Source organism: Planomonospora sp. ID91781, from assembly GCF_015711595.1.
GTDB classification, from domain to species: Bacteria; Actinomycetota; Actinomycetes; order Streptosporangiales; family Streptosporangiaceae; genus Planomonospora; species Planomonospora parontospora.
On the sequence record NZ_JABTEY010000001.1, the window covers coordinates 3,406,768 to 3,424,758 of the forward strand.

Genomic DNA, 17,991 nt, shown 5'->3' on the forward strand with positions numbered 1-17,991 from the left:
CTTGTGCGCAGTCCAACCCCCCCTCTCACGCGGTTCATCATGCTGGCCAACGTCGTGGTCGTGGTCATCGCCACCGGGGTCCTGTTCCTGCTGCCCGACCCGCCCGGGACCGCCGGGCCGTCCGCCCCGGCCTCCGCGCCGGGGCGGCAGGCGCAGGGCGCCGTCCCGACGCCGGCGCCCACCCCGGAGCCGGACCTGCCCCCGGCCGACCTGCCCCAGCCGATCACCGCCACGCCGGAGTTCGCCCGGCAGGTGAAGGCCAACGAGGCGGGGATGGTCCCCGTGATCATGTACCACCGGATCGTGAAGAAGCGGCGGGCCTCCATCGACCGCACCCCCGACCAGGTGCGCAGGGAGATGGAACGGCTGGCCAGGGACGGCTACGTGCCGGTCACCGCCCAGGAGTTCGCCACCGGGCGGATGGACATCCCCGCGGGCAGGCACCCGGTGGTGCTCACCTTCGACGACGGTCACCCCAGCCACTTCGCGCTGGACGACGCGGGCATGCCCGTGAAGGACACCGCGGTCGGGATCATCTACCAGGTGGCGAAGAAGTATCCCGGCTTCCGGCCGGTCGCCACCTTCTGGGTCAACCGGCAGCCGTTCGGGCTGCAGAGCCGGGCCGACCAGGCGCGCGCCGTGCGGTGGCTGTCCTCCCGCGGGTTCGAGGTGGCCAACCACACCTGGAGCCACCCGTACCTGCCGGGCCTGGCGAAGAAGGGCATCGCCGAGCAGCTCGTCCGGGTCGAGCGGATGCTGAAGGCGCTCGGCGCCGGCCCCTCGCAGACGCTGGCGCTGCCGTTCGGGGCGATGCCGCGCAAGCGGTCCACCGTGCAGAAGGGCTCCTGGGACGGGACGGGGTTCGCCTTCAAGGCCGTCTTCCTGGCCGGCGCCCAGCCGTCGGTGTCGCCCTTCGCCAAGGACTACGACTGGCGGGCCGTCCAGCGGATCCAGAGCAACGGCAAGAAGGGTGAGTGCCGCAAGTGGTGCTCGCAGTACTGGCTGGAGTGGCTGGACAGGCACCCGGGCGAGCGCTACACGGCCGACGGCGACCCCGAACGGATCTCCATCCCGAGGAAACTTCGGGGTAATATCAGCTCCAAGCGGAGGGGGCAGGTCAACGCCTATTAGGCGTCCCTGTCGCCGTTGCGGCCTTTACGTGCCTCCTGGTGCGGGGTCCTTCCGGATTGACCAGGCTGCTCTGGTCTCATATGCTGATCGCTGCGCTGTGGGCTCGCGCGTGTCTCGGACGGAGTGGGCTCGCGCTCGATCACGTCGATGCGAACTCCTGTCTCGGCTGAACGATAAGAAGCCTGCCGCGCGTTCGCCACATCGACATCTGTCCGCGTTCGGAGCAATTCCACACATGACGAGCAGCACTGAGGCCACCTCGAGCACCCCGCAGGTAGCGGTCAACGACATCGGCTCTGAGGAAGAGTTCCTCGCAGCGATCGACCTGACCATCAAGTACTTCAACGACGGCGACATCGTCGAGGGCACCGTCGTCAAGGTCGATCGAGATGAAGTTTTGCTCGACATCGGCTACAAGACCGAGGGTGTGATCCCCTCGCGTGAGCTCTCGATCAAGCATGATGTCGACCCGGCGGACGTCGTCGAGGTCGGTGAGCACGTCGAGGCCCTGGTCCTCCAGAAGGAGGACAAGGAAGGCCGCCTGATCCTGTCCAAGAAGCGCGCTCAGTACGAGCGGGCCTGGGGCACGATCGAGAAGATCAAGGACGAGGACGGCATCGTCACCGGCACGGTCATCGAGGTCGTCAAGGGTGGTCTCATCCTCGACATCGGCCTGCGCGGCTTCCTCCCGGCCTCCCTGGTCGAGATGCGCCGGGTCCGCGACCTCCAGCCGTACGTCGGCCGCGAGCTCGAGGCGAAGATCATCGAGCTGGACAAGAACCGCAACAACGTGGTTCTCTCCCGCCGCGCCTGGCTGGAGCAGACCCAGTCCGAGGTCCGCCAGACGTTCCTCAACACCCTGCAGAAGGGTCAGGTCCGCAAGGGCGTCGTCTCCTCGATCGTCAACTTCGGCGCCTTCGTGGACCTCGGCGGCGTCGACGGTCTGGTCCACGTCTCCGAGCTCTCCTGGAAGCACATCGACCACCCCTCCGAGGTCGTCGAGGTGGGCCAGGAGGTCACCGTCGAGGTTCTCGACGTGGACATGGAGCGCGAGCGCGTCTCCCTGTCGCTCAAGGCGACGCAGGAAGACCCGTGGCAGCAGTTCGCCCGCACCCACCAGATCGGCCAGGTCGTGCCGGGCCGCGTCACCAAGCTGGTGCCGTTCGGTGCGTTCGTCCGGGTCGAGGAGGGCATCGAGGGCCTGGTCCACATCTCCGAGCTGGCCGAGCGCCACGTCGAGATCCCCGAGCAGGTCGTCCAGGTCGGCGACGAGATCTTCGTGAAGATCATCGACATCGACCTCGACCGCCGCCGGATCTCGCTCTCGCTCAAGCAGGCCAACGAGGGTGCGATGGGCGCCGACGTCGAGTTCGACCCCACCCTGTACGGCATGGCGGCGACCTACGACGACCAGGGCAACTACATCTACCCCGAGGGCTTCGACCCGGAGACCGGCGAGTGGCTCGAGGGCTTCGACAAGCAGCGCGAGGAGTGGGAGCGGCAGTACGCCGAGGCCCAGACCCGCTTCGAGGCGCACAAGAAGCAGGTCGAGGAGGCCCGCAAGGCCGAGGCCGAGGCGGGCGAGGCGGCCCCCACGTCCTACTCCGGTGAGACCCCGTCGACCTCCTCCAGCGGCTCCTCCGCTCCGGCGGCCGGCGCCCTCGCCTCCGACGAGGCTCTCGCGGCTCTGCGCGAGAAGCTCGCGGGCGGCCAGAGCTGAGGCCTTGAGGCCGCGGTGAGGCAGTAGCAGTAAGCACGGTTCGCAGAAGGGCCCCGCTCCGGCGGGGCCCTTCCGCGTTCCCGGGCGGGCCCGCCCGGAGGCTTCGGGCCGTCCCGAGGCCAGAGCGTCCCGGGACGCCCCGGGGCGGTCCCGGCTTGAGGACCATGCGGAACGCGTGGGGGGGCGAGCGTCCCGGACGCCCCAGGACGGCCCTCAGACGCCCGGAGCGGCCCTGCCGGGCGACGACGGTGGGAGAATGGCCCTGAGGGAAGTGCGCCGCTAAGGTGACGCCGTGACGATGATCGAGCGGGCGGAGCCCGCGGAGGCGGGGGAGATCCTCACCGTGCAGCGCGCGGCGTACGTGACCGAGGCCCAGCTCTACGGGGACCCGTTCATCCCGCCGCTGGTCGAGTCGGCCGAGCAGGTCCGCCGGGCCGTCGAGTCGGGCACCGTGCTCGTCGCCCGGGACGGCGGGCGGATCGTCGGCGCGGTCCGCGGTCGGACTTCGGAGACGACCTGCCGGGTCGGGCGGCTGGTGGTCGCGCCCGACGTGCAGGGCCGGGGGATCGGCGGGGCGCTGCTGGCGGCCCTGCACGAGGAGGTCGCCGAGGCGCTCGCGTTCGACCTGTTCACCGGGCACCTGTCGGAGGGCAACCTGCGGCTCTACCGCCGCCACGGCTACCGGGAGACCCGCCGGGAGCGGATGAGCGACCACCTCACCCTGGTGCACATGCGCCGCCTGAGCTGAGCCGCCCTGCCGCGCCCGCCGTGCGCACGGAGGTGAGCGGACGAGGGAGGCCGGGCCCGCGCGCCGGGCCGGGAAGACCGCGGGGGAGCCGTGCCCGTATGCTGCGGACCATGCTGAAGGTCGGACTCACCGGCGGGATCGGGTCGGGTAAGAGCGAGGCGTCGCGGCGGCTCTCGGACCGGGGGGCCGTGGTCATCGACGCGGACAGGATCGCCCGCGAGGTGGTCGAACCGGGGACCGAGGGGCTGGCGCGGGTCGTCGCGGTCTTCGGAGACGAGGTGCTCCGCGCGGACGGCTCGCTCGACCGGGAGAGGCTGGGCGCCATCGTCTTCTCCGATTCCGAGAAGCTGGCCGCGCTCAACGGGATCGTCCACCCGCTGGTCGGCGCCCGGGTCGCCGAGCTGCAGGACCAGGCGGCCGAGGCCGACGAGGCCGCGATCGTGGTGTACGACGTGCCGCTGCTGGTGGAGAACAACCTCGCCCCGATGTACGACGTGGTGATCGTCGTGGACGCGGCCGACGAGGTGCGCCTGGACCGGCTGACCGGCGCGCGCGGCATGTCCGAGCAGGACGCGCGCGCCCGGATCGCCGCCCAGGCGGCCCGCGAGGACCGGCTGGCGGTCGCGGACATCGTGATCCGCAACGAGGGCTCACTGGAGGAGCTGGACGCCCGGGTGGACGAGGTGTGGGCGGAGCTGTCCGCCCGGCGGGCGAGCCGGGCGCGGTAGCGGGCGGCCCACCCGGGCCGGGCCCGTTTCCGAGAAGCCGGTCGCGCTCAACGGCATCGTCCACCTCCCCGCCGCGTCCCGGGCGGTCCGCCGACGGCATCGGGCCCGGTCACGGCCCCGGGAACGCCGAAGCCGGGGCCGTCACCGGGGCCGGGTCACGCGTAGAGGAACCAGTAGCCGTACTGGGGGGTGCACGTGTACGACGTCCACCACCCGTCCTGGATGCCGAGGTTCCCGACCCGGTGGCAGTCCCAGTCGTAGTAGTAGACGTTGCGGAGCGTGGCCGCCTGCGCGGGCGCCGCTCCGACGGACAGCGCCAGTCCGGTGGCCAGGACGGCAGAGGCGAGCAGAGTCCCTGTCCTGCGCATCGATCCTCCTGTGGGGGGGCGGAGAACGTCGCCGTACGGCGGGCGGCCCTGCGGACGCCGGCCGGCCGGGGCCTGAAGTATCACACCGGCGGCGTCCCCGGAGGGAGACCGGCCGCCCGTCCCGTTTCGCGGGGCGCCGTGACCTGGCATGGAGGCGGGGAGGGCCGCGGCGGGCGTGAAACGTTCACCGGCGGCCGGAGAGCGGCCCGGCGGCCGTACGGCCCGCACCCTCTCCGGATGCGGGCCGTACGGGAGGCGGCCGTGCCGGGAGGCGGGCCGCAGGCGGGGAGGGGCTCAGAACCAGCCGCGCTTCTGGGCCATCGCGTGCAGCCCGGAGCGCAGGGACTGCTCCACCTGACCGGGGTGGTCGGTGTAGTGGACGGTGAAGCGGTTGTAGGTGTCGTGGCTGGAGTTCAGGAAGCCGCCGCGGGTGTCGGCCTCCAGGATGACGTCCATCGCGCTCGGACCGGAGATGAAGGTCAGTTCCAGCTCGTTGAAGTGCCGGCTGTACTCGGGGCCCGCGTAGTACTCGATCTCCTGGAAGAACGGCATGCGCGAGCCGTGCAGGGTGCCGCGCTCCAGGTCGGCCTTCTTGAAGCGGAAGCCCATCCGGTCGAGGGCGGCCAGGACGTTCTCCTGGGCGGGCAGCGGGTTGACGAACAGCGGGTCGAGGTCGCCCTTGTCGAGCGCGCCGGCCAGGGCGAGCTCGGTGGAGACGCCCAGCTTCATGCCGTGCAGCGGGTGGCCGCCGATGGCGCTGATCGGGGTCTCCCACGGGACCGGGATCTCGAAGGGGACCGACTGGCCCGCGCCCGCCGCCAGGTGGAACGGTCCGGAGACCTGGTGGCGCAGGAAGCTGTAGGTCGTCTTGTACTCCTCGTCGCCGCTCTCCACCTCCACCACCGCGGTGAAGTCGATGAAGATGCCCTCGACCTGGTAGTCGCTGCTGCTGCTGCGGAAGTTGACCTGCCCGCGCAGGATCTCGCCGGGGCGGACGTTGGAGTTCTGCAGGATCGTGTCGACCTCGACACCTGCACCGAACGCGGCCTTCAGCTTGCGGAACACCATCAGGAGACTCCCTGGGTAGATGACGTGCGTGTTCTCAGTGTCGCCCGGCGGACGTCCGCCGGGCGGACGTTTCTCAGTGGGCGGTGCCGGCGGGGCCGCCGGCGTCGCCAGTGTGGTCAACGGACGGCCTGAGCCGGCCGTTCCCGGTGCCCAGCTGCGGCAGGATCTGCGCCATGAGCAGGGTGGACAGCGCGGAGGAGTCCCCGGCCCCGCCCGCGGTCCGGACGACGACGGGCCTGGGGGCGCTCTCGGCGAGCCGGGCCCCCACGTCCAGGCGGCGGCGGGCCAGCTCGTAGTGGAGCACGGCGCGGTTGTCGCGGTAGGACTCGGCCAGGCGGCGCAGCGCCTTGGCCTCGTTCTCGGCGGAGGTGAGCTCGGCCCGGCCCCGCGCCTCGATCTCCCAGCGCACCCGCTGGGCCTCGGTCTCGTGCTCCTCCAGCATGCGGGCGACGTCCTTGCGCGCGGTGTTGGCGGCCGCCCGCACCTCGACGATGCGCGCGTCCCGCGTCTTCTTCGCCCGCTCGATCTCCATGAGCAGCGTGTCGATCCGCCGCTTGCGGGTCAGCTCCCACTCCCGCTCGAAGGCCGACATCTCCTTGGCGACCTTCTCCCGGGTGGCCAGGTGCTGCTGGTAGGCGTCGGGGAGCTGCACGTCGGGGATGTTGGCGCCGGTGACCCGCACGCCGTACCGGCCGAGCTGGCGGTTGAGGGCCTCCTGCATGTCTCCCACGTCGGAGCCGCGCAGGTCGTAGGCGCGCTCGGTGTGCACCCTGCGGCTGCGCTGGCGGATGGCGTCCTGTACGGCGCTGCTCAGCACGAGGTCGAAGTTGCCCGCCCCGATCGTCCGGACGAAGGCCACCGGGTCGACGATGCGGAACTTCAGGAAGAACTCGATGGACTTCAGCGGCACGTTCTCGGCCGTCGGGCAGGCCACGATCGGCGCGGAGTACGGGATCTCGGTGGAGGTGTCCACCACCGCGTCGACCCGGTCCCAGGGCAGCCAGAGGTAGTGGCGGCCCGGCGGCAGGGTGCCGGTGATGGCGCCCCAGCGGCTCCGCACGCCGGTGGTGCCCTCCTCGATCTCGATGATCGCCCGGCGCCAGAGCCAGACCGCGGCCACGAACACGAGGAGCACCGAACCGAGCGCGGCCAGGAAGCCGAACGGGCCGCCGGCGAACACCGCCGTCCCGGCCAGGTAGAGGGCCAGGAACAGCAGCGCCACCCAGGCGAAGCCCCGGCGGTCCTTGGGGATGACCACCGGGACGAGCTGGCCGGACTCGCCGCCGCGCAGCAGCTGGCGGATCTCCGACCAGGCCGCCAGGGATTCCTTGATCTTGGAGAATTCTCGGCTCATGTGCTCAGGCCTCTTCCTGGACGCGCGGCGCGGCGTCCTGCGCGGCGTCCTGCGCGGCGTTCGGGGCGGTGCTCGGGGCGGTGCCCGGCGGGGCGGCGTCCGGGGCGCCGTTCCGCGCCGCGGTCCCGACGGCGACGGGGGCGGCGGGATCGGCGGGCGGGTTGAGCAGGGCGGAGATCTCCGCCTCCCGCTCGCCGACGCGGCGGCCGATCTCGGTGATGCGGGCGCGGATCGCGGCCATGTCCTCGGCGGAGAACAGCGCCGTCTCGCGCCCGCCGACGAGCTGCTGGGCCAGGGCCAGCAGGTCGATGTCGACGTGCTCGCCGACCTGGACCACGCGGGGCAGGTGGGCGGCGACCGACTCCAGCTTGTCGAGCAGGTCCTGCTGGAAGCGGTAGTCGAGGATCTCCGGCGCCTCGGCGGCGCTCAGCGCCCGGATGTCCAGCGCCTGCGCCTCCAGCAGCGCGGCGTTGGCCTTGGCGGTGGACTCCGCCTCGACCAGCCGCTGACCGGCCTGGGCCTTGGCCTGGTGGGTGGCGCGCTCCAGCGCGGTGTCCATCCGGGCCTGGTAGCCGGCGATCTCGGCGTGGATGGCCGAGAGCTGCTCCTGCAGCCCGGCGAGCTCCCGCACCAGGTCGCCCTCGTTCTGCTCCTTGCGCAGCTGGAGTTCGTACTCGTAGGTGTAGGCCTCCTTGGCCACCCGGATCATCTCCGGGGCGGCCAGGTCCATCCGGTACTCCTGGCTGGACGGCTCGGCGTGGGTGATGTTCACGTCGGTCAGCCGCACGGCGGGCAGGAACTGCTGGTTGAGGCTCTCCAGCATGCCGAGCGTGCTCTCGCCCACCAGGTCGTAGATGTCCTCGGCGCGCTGGGCGTAGATGAGGGAGCGGGTGACCTCGCTGATCGCGTTCTGCAGCTTGGCCTGGAAGCCGCCGACCGAGCCGAGCACGAAGATGAACTCGGCCGGGTCCTCGATCCGGAACTGCAGGAACAGGTCCACGCTGGCCTTGACGCCCTGCTGGGTCGGGGCCTCGCGGATGGGCGCGTTGAACGGGTACTCGCGGGTGGTGTTGACGATGTAGCTGACCCGCTTCCACGGATTGAGCAGCGTCACCCGGCCGGGCTCGGCGATCTGCACGAGCTTGCCGAACTTGGTGATCAGCGCCTTGCAGCCCTCGGGGACCATGACCACGCTCCGGCGCCACCACAGGAACGCGGCGGCCAGCGCCAGCACCGCCCAGTAGTGCACGCCGAACAGCACCCGGGCGCCGTCCGGCAGCCCGGTGGCGACCAGGCCGGCCAGGCCGAGCGCGGCCAGCAGGACCAGCGGGAGGACCACCCGGGCCGTGGTGCCCTTGGGGATCACGACGGGGGAGATGACGTGGACGGCCTCGCCGTTCGGGCCGCGCTCGCTGAAGCTGCGGTTGACGATCTCCCCGGCCTCGTTCAGCGACGAGCCGCGGGCCTCGATGACGGTGCCCACGGACGTGCCCTGGTCGCGGGCCGCCGCGAAGTCGGAGGGGTTGAGCGAGAAACCCCGCTCCCCGGACCCCTGCTCGGCGCCCTGGCCCTGACCGGCCGCCCTGCCCGCGAACTGGCCGGCGAACTGGCCCGCGACCTGACCGGCGACCTGGCGCGGGTCGCCTCCCTGCCCGATCGCCTGGGCCGCCGCCATGGCAGCCTGCCTGGCGGCCTCTCTTGGCCGGGACATCACACCTCCGAGGGGATCACGTATTAAAAACCGGACATATCGGTTACATCATGCCTTGTGGGCGTGAGCCCGCAGGACAGTGAACGGCACCCGGCTTGCGGTCCGCTTGCCGGACGGTTGAACAAGGATTGTCGGTGCCGCCGCCTACAGTGGGACAGGTGAGGCCGGTAACAGATTTGCAGCGCAAGGCGGCTCCCTTCAAGGTCGTCACGGACATGATCCCGTCGGGTGACCAGCCCGCCGCGATCGCCGAGCTGGAGCGACGCGTGAAGGCGGGTGAGAAGGACAACGTCCTGCTGGGCGCCACGGGCACGGGCAAGACCGCCACGGTCGCCTGGCTGATCGAGCGGCTCCAGCGCCCCACCCTGGTCATGCAGCCCAACAAGACGCTAGCCGCGCAGTTCGCCAACGAGCTGCGGGAGATGATGCCGCACAACGCGGTCGAGTACTTCGTCTCCTACTACGACTACTACCAGCCCGAGGCCTACGTCCCGCAGAGCGACACCTACATCGAGAAGGACTCGTCGATCAACGACGAGGTCGAGCGGCTGCGCCACTCGGCGACCAACTCGCTGCTGACCCGCCGCGACGTGATCGTGGTCGCCTCGGTCTCGTGCATCTACGGCCTGGGCACCCCCCAGGAGTACGTCGACCGGATGACCCCGCTCCGGGTCGGCATGGAGGTCGAGCGCGACCGGCTGCTGCGCCGCCTGGTCGACATGCAGTACACCCGCAACGACCTCGCCTTCACCCGGGGCACGTTCCGGGTGCGCGGCGACACCATCGAGATCATCCCGAAGTACGAGGAGCTCGCCGTCCGGATCGAGATGTTCGGCGACGAGATCGAGAAGCTCTCGACCATGCACCCGCTGACCGGCGAGGTGATCTCCGAGGACGACGAGCTGTTCATCTTCCCCGCCTCCCACTACGTCGCCGGCCCCGAGCGGATGGCCACCGCGGTCCGGGGCATCGAGGCGGAGCTGGCCGAGCGGCTGGAGGCGCTGGAGCGGCAGGGCAAGCTCCTGGAGGCCCAGCGGCTGCGCATGCGCACCACCTACGACCTGGAGATGATGCAGCAGATCGGCACCTGCTCCGGCATCGAGAACTACTCCCGGCACATGGACGGCCGGGCCCCGGGCAGCGCGCCCAACACCCTGCTCGACTACTTCCCCGAGGACTTCCTGCTGGTCCTGGACGAGTCGCACCAGACCGTCCCGCAGATCGGCGCGATGTACGAAGGAGACGCCTCCCGCAAGCGCACCCTGGTCGACCACGGCTTCCGGCTGCCCTCGGCGCTGGACAACCGCCCGCTGAAGTGGGAGGAGTTCCTGGAGCGGATCGGCCAGACCGTCTACCTGTCCGCCACCCCGGGACCGTACGAACTGGGCAGGGCGAAGGGCGAGGTGGTCGAGCAGGTCATCCGCCCGACCGGGCTGGTGGACCCCGAGGTGATCGTCAAGCCGACGAAGTCGCAGATCGACGACCTGGTCCACGAGATCCGCACCCGCACCGAGAAGGACGAGCGGGTCCTGGTCACCACGCTGACCAAGAAGATGTCCGAGGACCTCACCGACTACCTGCTGGAGCTCGGCATCCGTGTCCGCTACCTGCACAGCGAGGTCGACACCCTGCGCCGCATCGAGCTCCTGCGCGAGCTGCGGATGGGCGAGTTCGACGTGCTGGTCGGCATCAACCTGCTCCGCGAGGGCCTGGACCTGCCCGAGGTGTCGCTGGTGGCGATCCTCGACGCCGACAAGGAGGGCTTCCTGCGCTCGGAGACCTCGCTCATCCAGACCATCGGCCGCGCTGCCCGCAACGTCTCCGGCCAGGTCCACATGTACGCCGACCGGATCACCCCGTCCATGGAGCGGGCGATCGAGGAGACCAACCGGCGCCGGGCCAAGCAGATGGCCTACAACGAGGCCCACGGCATCGACCCGCAGCCGCTCCGCAAGAAGATCGCCGACATCCTCGACTCGCTCAACCGGGAGGACGCCGACACCGCCCAGCTCCTCGGCGGCGGCGGCCGTCAGCAGTCCCGCGGCAAGGCGCCGGTCCCGGGCTTCGGCAGCAGGCAGGCGGCGGGCCAGCACGCCAAGGCGATCGCGGGGGAGATGCCCCGGGCCCAGCTGGAGGAACTGGTCGCCTCGCTCACCGAGCAGATGCACCAGGCCGCCGCCGACCTCCAGTTCGAGGTCGCGGCCCGGCTCCGCGACGAGATCAAGGAGCTCAAGCGCGAGGTTCGCGACATGCGCGAGGCCGGGGTCTCCTGACCGGGACGCCGCCGCGCGGGTGAGGACCCCACCCGCGCGGCGGCACCGGCCTCAGTCGCGGATGAACGTGCTCAGATCCAGGTCGATGTCCACGTCGAAGCCGATGTTCGCCCGGAGCCGCCCACGGTGGATCCCGGTGGGGACGTAGGCCTTCACCGCCGGTTCCAGTTCGAAGGTAACGTGACATGTTCGTCATGCCACAGCGGGTGACCTGTCAGCGGGGCTCCTCCGGGCGGGCCCGGTCGATCATCGTGCGGTTGTAGAGCTCGTCGATCTGGTCCAGCGGGTCGAGGACGGGGGCCTGGCGGCGGGCCTCGATCTCCAGGTCGGTGCGGCTCCGGATCTCCTCGATGCCGCCGGCGGAGTGCGCCATCTGGTCGTTGAGCAGGTCGGCGCGGATGCGGGCGCAGGCCGTGGTCAGCTTGGCGTGGTGCTCGCGCAGGCGGGCCAGCGCGGCGTGGTCGACGTAGGGGGAGACGCGGCTCTGCTGGGCGTACATGCCCAGCTGGGCGTCGAGCTGCTCGGCGTGCGCGCCGATCTCGGCCATCAGCTGGGGAAGCTCGCCCAGGCCCCAGCCGCCCTGCAGCGCGTGGTCCACCGCCTGCCGGGTGATGGAGACCTCGCGGCGCAGGTCCAGGCGCATCCGCTCGGCCTCACCGGCCTCGCCGGGATCCATCGCGGCCACGTGGGAGACGACCCGGGTCGTCACCTTGCGGGCCTTCTTCGTTGCCTTCTTGCCGACCTTGACCAGCAGGTAGATCCCGGCCGCCCCCAGGGCAAGGAGGAACAGCAGGATCACCAGGACGACGACGAGAAACTCACCGATCGGAGTCACCTCCCTGCGAGAGTGTTCGGATGTCTCGAGGATAGCCCGCGCGGCCGGGTGCGCGGCGGCGGCGCCGTACCGCGCGGACCACCCGCCAGGCGAGCAGGGCCAGGGCCGCCACCACCGCGAGGACGAGGACGGGGAGGAAGACCGCGATCAGGCTGATGCCGAGGGATCCGGCGTCCTCCACCGTGCTCACGACCGGCGCGCCCACTCCGGCGGTGGAGGCGTTGACCGCGGGCCGGGCGGCCGACTTCATCACGTGCACCGCCAGCGCGATCCCGATGCCCAGCACCCAGCCGGCCCAGGGGTTCGCGCCCATCCAGTCGGAGCCGTCGAGCCGGGCCGCGGCCTCGGTGGCGCTGAACACCACCCCGCCGGAGGCCGGCCGGACCACCGTCTGGACCATGTCGTTGACGCTGTCGACCACCGGGACCTTGTCGAGCACGACCTCGGCCAGGAACAGCACGCCGATGATCGCCAGCACCCAGCCGTTCGACAGCCAGGCGAACTCCTCGGGCAGCCGCACGTGGTCGGTGAGGTTGGCCAGCAGGCCGACGACGAGCAGCGGTATGTAGGCGTTCAGCCCGGCCGCCGTGGAAAGACCCAGACCGGTCAGCGCCGCGAGCATCACACCTCCGTCATGGCTCCTGTGCATCCTCCAACGCTCCGGGGCCGGGAATGGATCCCGGCAGGCGCAGAACCGCACGGATCTGCGGCGGCTGCCAGCCCTCGCCCGGGGTGTACTCCCGGACGACCCGGGCCGGGACGCCCGCGATGACGCTGTGGTCGGGGAACGCGCCGCGGACCACCGCGCCGCCGGCGACCACGCACTGGCGGCCGATCCGGGTGCCCGGCAGGATGATCGCGCCGGTGCCCAGCCAGGAGCCCGAACCGATGGAGACCGGGTTGTTGCGCGGCCACTGGCGGCCGATCGGCGTCCCGGGGTCGTCGTAGACGTGGTTCTGGTCGGTGATGTACACGTACGGGCCGGTGAACACGTGGTCGCCGATGTCGATCGACTGGTGGCCCACGATGTGGCTGCCCCGGCCGATCGAGCAGCCGCCGCCGATCCGCACGATCGAGTCCGGGCCCAGGTCCACCCCCGGGCCCATGCCCGCCGAGATGGACACGCGCTCGCCGACGAGGGTGTGCTCGCCGATCTCGATCCAGGCCTCACCGAAGATCGCCCCGACCGGGAACGCGATGCAGACGCCCTCGCCGAGACGGCGGAAGCGGTAGCCGGCCGGGTTGGCCGGGCTGACCGTGCCGGCCGCGCGGATCGCGTCCCAGCCACGGTGGATGAGGGTCCCGGCGGCACGCCGTACCACGTCTCGAAGCGACATAAGAGGCAAAATTACCGCTTGGTCACTTACGGGCGGAACGGAGAGGGGCCGCGCGGGCGTCCAGGGAACGGGCTTTGATATTCTGAGAGCCCGTGGACCTGTAGGCCTCCCAAGAGGGTGTGCCGACTGATCTGTCACGACCACGGGAGACTCCTTGCGCAGCGCCGCACACACCAAGCATCTGTTCGTCACCGGCGGTGTCGCCTCCAGTCTGGGGAAGGGACTGACGGCCTCCAGCCTGGGACGCCTCCTCAAGCTGCGCGGCCTCCGGGTCACCATGCAGAAACTCGACCCCTACCTCAACGTCGACCCCGGGACGATGAACCCGTTCCAGCACGGTGAGGTCTTCGTCACCGACGACGGGGCCGAGACCGACCTCGACGTCGGCCACTACGAGCGGTTCCTCGACACCGAGCTGCACGGCTCGGCGAACGTGACCACCGGCCAGGTCTACTCCAACGTGATCGCCAAGGAGCGCCGCGGCGAGTACCTCGGCGACACCGTCCAGGTCATCCCGCACATCACCAACGAGATCAAGGACCGGATCCGGTCCATGGCCGGCCCCGACGTGGACGTGGTCATCACCGAGGTCGGCGGCACCGTCGGCGACATCGAGTCGCTGCCCTTCCTGGAGGCCGTCCGCCAGGTCCGCCACGAGGTCGGCCGCGACAACGTGTTCTTCCTGCACGTCTCGCTGCTGCCGTACATCGGGCCGAGCGGTGAGCTGAAGACCAAGCCGACGCAGCACTCGGTCGCCGCGCTGCGCAGCATCGGCATCCAGCCCGACGCGATCGTGCTCCGCTCCGACCGGCCGGTCAGCACCTCGATCAAGCGCAAGATCAGCCTCATGTGCGACGTCGACGAGGACGCCGTCGTCTCCGCGGTCGACGCGGCGAGCATCTACGACATCCCCAAGGTGCTGCACTCCGAGGGACTGGACGCCTACGTCGTGCGCCGCCTGGGCCTGCCCTTCCGCGACGTGGTGTGGAAGGAGTGGGAGCAGCTCCTGCGCCGGGTGCACCACCCGGCCAAGGAGGTGACCATCGCGCTCGTCGGCAAGTACATCGACCTGCCCGACGCCTACCTGTCGGTGACCGAGGCGCTGCGCGCGGGCGGCTTCGCCAACGACGCCCGGGTCAACATCCGCTGGGTCAAGAGCGACGACTGCGAGACCCCCGAGGGCGCCGAGCGCGAGCTCGACGGCGTCGACGGCGTGCTCATCCCCGGCGGCTTCGGCGTGCGCGGCATCGAGGGCAAGCTCGGCGCGGTCCGCCACGCCCGCGAGAACCGCGTCCCGCTGCTCGGCCTCTGCCTGGGCATGCAGTGCATGGTCATCGAGGCCGCCCGCACCCTGGCCGGCATCGAGGACGCCGGCAGCACCGAGTTCGACCCCGAGACCACCCACCCGGTGATCTCCACCATGGCCGACCAGGAGGACGTGGTCTCCGGCGAGCGCGACATGGGCGGCACCATGCGCCTGGGCCTCTACCCGGCCAAGCTCGCCGAGGGCTCCCTGGCCCGCCAGCTGTACGGCAAGGCCAAGGTGGACGAGCGCCACCGGCACCGCTACGAGGTCAACAACACCTACCGCGAGCAGCTGGAGAAGGTCGGCATGGTCTTCTCCGGGCTCTCGCCCGACGGCCGCCTGGTGGAGTACGCCGAGCTCCCGACCGACGTGCACCCGTTCTTCATCGGCACCCAGGCCCACCCGGAGTTCCGCTCCCGGCCCACCCGCGCGCACCCGCTGTTCAAGGGCCTGATCGGCGCGGCCCTCGTCTACGCCGACGGCCGCGGCACCGTGGCCAGGGCGGGGCGGGGCAAGTGAGCGGCCCGGGGTTCGGGGACGTCGAGGACGTCCCCGAGGAGTGGAAGGTCGTCTCCACCGTCCGGCACTTCAGCGCCCGGGTCATCACCGGTGTGACGGACGCCGTCGTCATGCCCGACGGGGAGGTGGTCGACCGCGACTACGTCGTCCACCCCGGATCGGTGGCCGTGGTCGCGCTGGACGACCAGGAGCGGGTGCTGCTGCTGCGCCAGTACCGCCATCCCGCCCGGCGCCTGCTCTGGGAGCTGCCCGCCGGTCTGCGGGACGTCGAGGGCGAGCCCCTGCACCTCGGCGCCGCCCGCGAGCTGGCCGAGGAGACGGGGCACCGGGCCGGGACCTGGCACACCCTCGTCGACACGTTCGTCTCGCCGGGGATGTCGGACGAACGGACCCGGATCTTCCTCGCCCGGGACGTGAGTCCGATCCCCGCCGGGGAGCTGGACTTCGTCCGCAGGCACGAGGAGGCCGACATGCCGGTGGTCTGGGTCTCGCTGGCCGAAGCCGTACGGCGCGCCCTGGGAGGAATGATCCACAATTCCCAGGCCGTCACCGGTATCCTCGCCGCATACGCCGCCTCGGCGGACGGCTTCGCCTCACTGCGGCCCGCCGACGCGCCGGAGGCATGACGGGAGGACACCCTGAGCGAGACGGAGGCCGTGCTCTCCAGCTACCTCGTCCACCTGGCGGTGGAGCGGGGACTGGCCGCCAACACCCTGGCCTCCTACCGCCGTGACCTCCTGCGCTACGTGGGTCATCTGAGGGACCGCGGCCGCGTCACCTTCGGCGAGGTCGCCGAGGCCGACGTGACGGCCTTCCTGACCGCGCTGAGCGAGGGCGACGGGGAGCACCGCGCCCTCGCCGCCGGCTCGGCGGCGCGGGCCGTCTCCGCGGTGCGGGGTCTGCACCGCTTCGCGCTGCGCGAGGGCGTCTCCGGGCACGACCCCGCCGACCGGGTCCGGCCGCCGCGCCGGCTGCGGCCCCGGCCCCGGGCGATGGACGTCGGCGAGGTGGAGCGGCTGATCGCCGCCTCCGGTCCCGCCGGCGCCCCGCTCACACTGCGCAACCGGGCCCTGCTGGAACTGCTGTACGGCACCGGCGCGCGGATCTCCGAGGCCGTGGGCCTCACCGTGGACGACGTCGACCTGGCCCCGGACGCCTCGCAGGTCAGGCTCCGCGGCAAGGACGGGCGGACCCGCGCGGTGCCGCTCGGCCGCCCCGGCGCGGACGCTGTGGAGGCCTACCTCACCGCGGCCCGGCCGGGCATCGCGGCCCACGGCCGGGACGGGCGGAGCCTGCTCCTCAACGCCCGCGGCGGCGGGCTCACCCGGCAGGGCGCCTGGGAGGTCCTCCAGGCCGCCGCCGAGCGGGCCGGGCTGGCCGGGGTCTCGCCGCACGTGCTGCGGCACTCGTTCGCCGCCCACCTGCTGGCCGGGGGCGCGGACGCCGGGACGGTGCACGAACTGCTCGGACACGCTCCGGCCGCCGCGCGGACGCGCGCACTGGCCGCGGCGGAACGGCTGCGGGAGGTGTACACCGCCGCGCACCCGCGTGCGAGGTGAGGGCGGGGCGGGCGCGAAACCGGGAACGGGGCGGCCGTGCGGCCGGCAACGGACGGGCGTGCGGCCGAGACCGGGACGGAGCGGGCGGGCGCGGCCGGGACGGAGCGGGCGGGTGCGGCCGGTAACGGGACGGGAGGCGCGTAGTAGTGCGACGGGCGGCGCCTCCTGAGATACTGTCTCGAGTGTCGCCGCGGCCGCGGTGGCGCGCTCAGCGGGAACCGGCTCCCCCATCCCGGGTGGGGGCAGGGCATCATCAAGGTCCGAGCCGTGACCTGTCAAGGCGGACGCGGGAAAGACCTGGACTTTTCAGCCCAGGGGGTTCATGCCATAGTGTCCGTCCGGACGGTCCGGTCCGAGGCCGTCAGGGAGGTTCGACTGGTGACTGCGACCACCGACGGTTCCATCCGGGCGACGCCCGGAACCCCCGAGAACCCTTGGGGTGACACCAAGACCGCCGGGACCCCCGGCGTGGGGGGAGTGCTCGGCCCTACCGGGCGCCCCCGGCCGGTGTTCCCCGACCCACGCCCGCGGACGGTCCACGGACCGGCCCGCGTCGTCGCCATGGTCAACCAGAAGGGCGGCGTCGGCAAGACCACCACCACCATCAATCTCGGCGCGGCCCTGGCCGAGGCCGGCCTGAAGGTGCTGCTGGTCGACTTCGACCCGCAGGGCGCCCTCTCCGTGGGCCTCGGGATCAACCCCCTCCAGCTGGACCTGACGGTCTACAACCTGCTCATGGACCGCCAGGTCACCGCCGAGGACGTGCTGCTGGAGACCGGCGTCGAGGGCATGGACCTGCTGCCCAGCAACATCGACCTGTCCGCGGCCGAGGTCCAGCTCGTCACGGAGGTCGCCCGCGAGCAGGTGCTCGGCCGGGTGATCAAGCCCCTGCTGCCCGACTACGACGTGTGCCTGATCGACTGCCAGCCCTCCCTGGGCCTGCTCACGATCAACGCGCTGGCCTGCGCGCACGGCGTCATGGTGCCGCTGGAGTGCGAGTTCTTCGCGCTGCGCGGCGTCGCGCTGCTGATGGACACCATCACCAAGGTCCAGGAGCGCATCAACGAGGAGCTGGTGATCGAGGGCCTGCTCGCCACGATGTACGACGCGCGCACCCTGCACGGTCGCGAGGTGCTGGCGCGGGTGGTCGAGGCGTTCGACGACAAGGTCTACCACACGGTGATCAACCGGACGGTCCGCTTCCCCGACGCGACCGTGGCCGGCGAGCCCATCACCAGCTTCGACTCCTCGTCGCTCGGGGCGAGCGCCTACCGCGAGCTGGCCAGGGAGGTCCTCGCCCGCTGGGACGCGGCGGAGGGCTGAGGCGCGTCCCG

16 protein-coding genes are annotated in these 17,991 nt (G+C 71.4%); 9 read left to right on the forward strand and 7 right to left on the reverse strand.

Annotation, left to right across the window (positions count from 1 at the left end):
* The first annotated feature begins 39 nt into the window (after nt 1-39).
* The 4 genes from HS048_RS15465 to coaE all read left to right on the forward strand — a co-directional run bounded on the left by HS048_RS15465 (nt 40) and on the right by coaE (nt 4,327).
* The gene (locus HS048_RS15465; protein ID WP_196467293.1) at nt 40-1,131 is read left to right on the forward strand and encodes a polysaccharide deacetylase family protein; all 1,092 of its coding nucleotides are present in this window, start codon (nt 40-42) and stop codon (nt 1,129-1,131) included.
* A gap of 235 nt (nt 1,132-1,366) precedes the next feature.
* Nucleotides 1,367-2,851, forward strand: a complete 1,485-nt coding sequence (gene rpsA, locus HS048_RS15470; RefSeq protein WP_068894090.1) for a 30S ribosomal protein S1 — start codon at nt 1,367-1,369, stop codon at nt 2,849-2,851.
* A gap of 298 nt (nt 2,852-3,149) precedes the next feature.
* Nucleotides 3,150-3,599, forward strand: coding sequence for a GNAT family N-acetyltransferase (locus tag HS048_RS15475; RefSeq protein WP_068894435.1), 450 nt, complete (start codon nt 3,150-3,152; stop codon nt 3,597-3,599).
* 110 nt (nt 3,600-3,709) lie between these two features.
* Nucleotides 3,710-4,327, forward strand: a complete 618-nt coding sequence (gene coaE / locus HS048_RS15480; protein ID WP_068894434.1) for a dephospho-CoA kinase — start codon at nt 3,710-3,712, stop codon at nt 4,325-4,327.
* 155 nt (nt 4,328-4,482) lie between these two features.
* Here coaE and HS048_RS15485 read toward each other — a convergent pair whose 3' ends face one another.
* The 4 genes from HS048_RS15485 to HS048_RS15500 form a co-directional block, all read right to left on the reverse strand.
* Complete coding sequence (locus HS048_RS15485; RefSeq protein ID WP_191893264.1) at nt 4,483-4,695, reverse strand: hypothetical protein; 213 nt, start codon at nt 4,693-4,695, stop codon at nt 4,483-4,485.
* A gap of 294 nt (nt 4,696-4,989) precedes the next feature.
* Complete coding sequence (locus tag HS048_RS15490) at nt 4,990-5,763, reverse strand: sporulation protein (RefSeq protein WP_196467294.1); 774 nt, start codon at nt 5,761-5,763, stop codon at nt 4,990-4,992.
* Between the two features lie 73 nt (nt 5,764-5,836).
* The gene (locus tag HS048_RS15495; RefSeq protein ID WP_068894088.1) at nt 5,837-7,117 is read right to left on the reverse strand and encodes an SPFH domain-containing protein; all 1,281 of its coding nucleotides are present in this window, start codon (nt 7,115-7,117) and stop codon (nt 5,837-5,839) included.
* Nucleotides 7,118-7,121: 4 nt separating this feature from the next.
* The gene (locus HS048_RS15500; protein ID WP_196467295.1) at nt 7,122-8,828 is read right to left on the reverse strand and encodes an SPFH domain-containing protein; all 1,707 of its coding nucleotides are present in this window, start codon (nt 8,826-8,828) and stop codon (nt 7,122-7,124) included.
* 158 nt (nt 8,829-8,986) lie between these two features.
* Between HS048_RS15500 and uvrB the strand changes: the two genes are divergently transcribed.
* The gene (gene uvrB / locus HS048_RS15505; protein ID WP_068894087.1) at nt 8,987-11,101 is read left to right on the forward strand and encodes an excinuclease ABC subunit UvrB; all 2,115 of its coding nucleotides are present in this window, start codon (nt 8,987-8,989) and stop codon (nt 11,099-11,101) included.
* 214 nt (nt 11,102-11,315) lie between these two features.
* On the opposite strand, the gene HS048_RS15510 is transcribed toward uvrB, so the two are convergent.
* Genes HS048_RS15510 through HS048_RS15520 form a run of 3 tightly spaced genes read right to left on the reverse strand, consistent with a single transcriptional unit; the run spans nt 11,316 to nt 13,273 of the window.
* Nucleotides 11,316-11,936: a hypothetical protein gene (locus HS048_RS15510; protein WP_191893270.1), complete on the reverse strand. Its 621-nt coding sequence runs from the start codon at nt 11,934-11,936 to the stop codon at nt 11,316-11,318.
* Nucleotides 11,920-12,558, reverse strand: coding sequence for a DUF4126 domain-containing protein (locus HS048_RS15515; protein ID WP_068894085.1), 639 nt, complete (start codon nt 12,556-12,558; stop codon nt 11,920-11,922). The genes HS048_RS15510 and HS048_RS15515 overlap by 17 nt, the downstream gene beginning before the upstream one ends.
* A gap of 10 nt (nt 12,559-12,568) precedes the next feature.
* Nucleotides 12,569-13,273, reverse strand: a complete 705-nt coding sequence (locus HS048_RS15520; RefSeq protein ID WP_084007919.1) for an acyltransferase — start codon at nt 13,271-13,273, stop codon at nt 12,569-12,571.
* Between the two features lie 154 nt (nt 13,274-13,427).
* Here HS048_RS15520 and HS048_RS15525 point away from each other — a divergent pair, with 154 nt between their 5' ends.
* The 4 genes from HS048_RS15525 (at nt 13,428) to HS048_RS15540 (ending at nt 17,980) form a co-directional block, all read left to right on the forward strand.
* Nucleotides 13,428-15,098 carry a CTP synthase gene (locus tag HS048_RS15525; protein ID WP_068894084.1) on the forward strand — a complete coding sequence of 557 codons (1,671 nt, stop codon included), beginning with the start codon at nt 13,428-13,430 and terminating at the stop codon, nt 15,096-15,098.
* Nucleotides 15,095-15,724: an NUDIX hydrolase gene (locus tag HS048_RS15530; protein ID WP_196467296.1), complete on the forward strand. Its 630-nt coding sequence runs from the start codon at nt 15,095-15,097 to the stop codon at nt 15,722-15,724. The genes HS048_RS15525 and HS048_RS15530 overlap by 4 nt, the downstream gene beginning before the upstream one ends.
* A gap of 30 nt (nt 15,725-15,754) precedes the next feature.
* Complete coding sequence (locus tag HS048_RS15535) at nt 15,755-16,657, forward strand: tyrosine recombinase (RefSeq protein ID WP_231647108.1); 903 nt, start codon at nt 15,755-15,757, stop codon at nt 16,655-16,657.
* Between the two features lie 378 nt (nt 16,658-17,035).
* Nucleotides 17,036-17,980, forward strand: coding sequence for a ParA family protein (locus HS048_RS15540; protein WP_068894433.1), 945 nt, complete (start codon nt 17,036-17,038; stop codon nt 17,978-17,980).
* Nucleotides 17,981-17,991 lie beyond the last annotated feature (11 nt).

Bases quoted from the DNA above. Each gene is read 5' to 3' on its own strand.
- HS048_RS15500 (WP_196467295.1), bottom strand. From the start codon at position 8,828: ATGTCCCGGCCAAGAGAGGCCGCCAGGCAGGCTGCCATGGCGGCGGCC.
- HS048_RS15520 (WP_084007919.1), bottom strand. From the start codon at position 13,273: ATGTCGCTTCGAGACGTGGTACGGCGTGCCGCCGGGACCCTCATCCAC.
- coaE (WP_068894434.1), top strand. From the start codon at position 3,710: ATGCTGAAGGTCGGACTCACCGGCGGGATCGGGTCGGGTAAGAGCGAG.
- HS048_RS15485 (WP_191893264.1), bottom strand. From the start codon at position 4,695: ATGCGCAGGACAGGGACTCTGCTCGCCTCTGCCGTCCTGGCCACCGGA.
- HS048_RS15465 (WP_196467293.1), top strand. From the start codon at position 40: ATGCTGGCCAACGTCGTGGTCGTGGTCATCGCCACCGGGGTCCTGTTC.
- HS048_RS15495 (WP_068894088.1), bottom strand. From the start codon at position 7,117: ATGAGCCGAGAATTCTCCAAGATCAAGGAATCCCTGGCGGCCTGGTCG.
- HS048_RS15475 (WP_068894435.1), top strand. From the start codon at position 3,150: ATGATCGAGCGGGCGGAGCCCGCGGAGGCGGGGGAGATCCTCACCGTG.
- HS048_RS15515 (WP_068894085.1), bottom strand. From the start codon at position 12,558: ATGCTCGCGGCGCTGACCGGTCTGGGTCTTTCCACGGCGGCCGGGCTG.
- rpsA (WP_068894090.1), top strand. From the start codon at position 1,367: ATGACGAGCAGCACTGAGGCCACCTCGAGCACCCCGCAGGTAGCGGTC.
- HS048_RS15490 (WP_196467294.1), bottom strand. From the start codon at position 5,763: ATGGTGTTCCGCAAGCTGAAGGCCGCGTTCGGTGCAGGTGTCGAGGTC.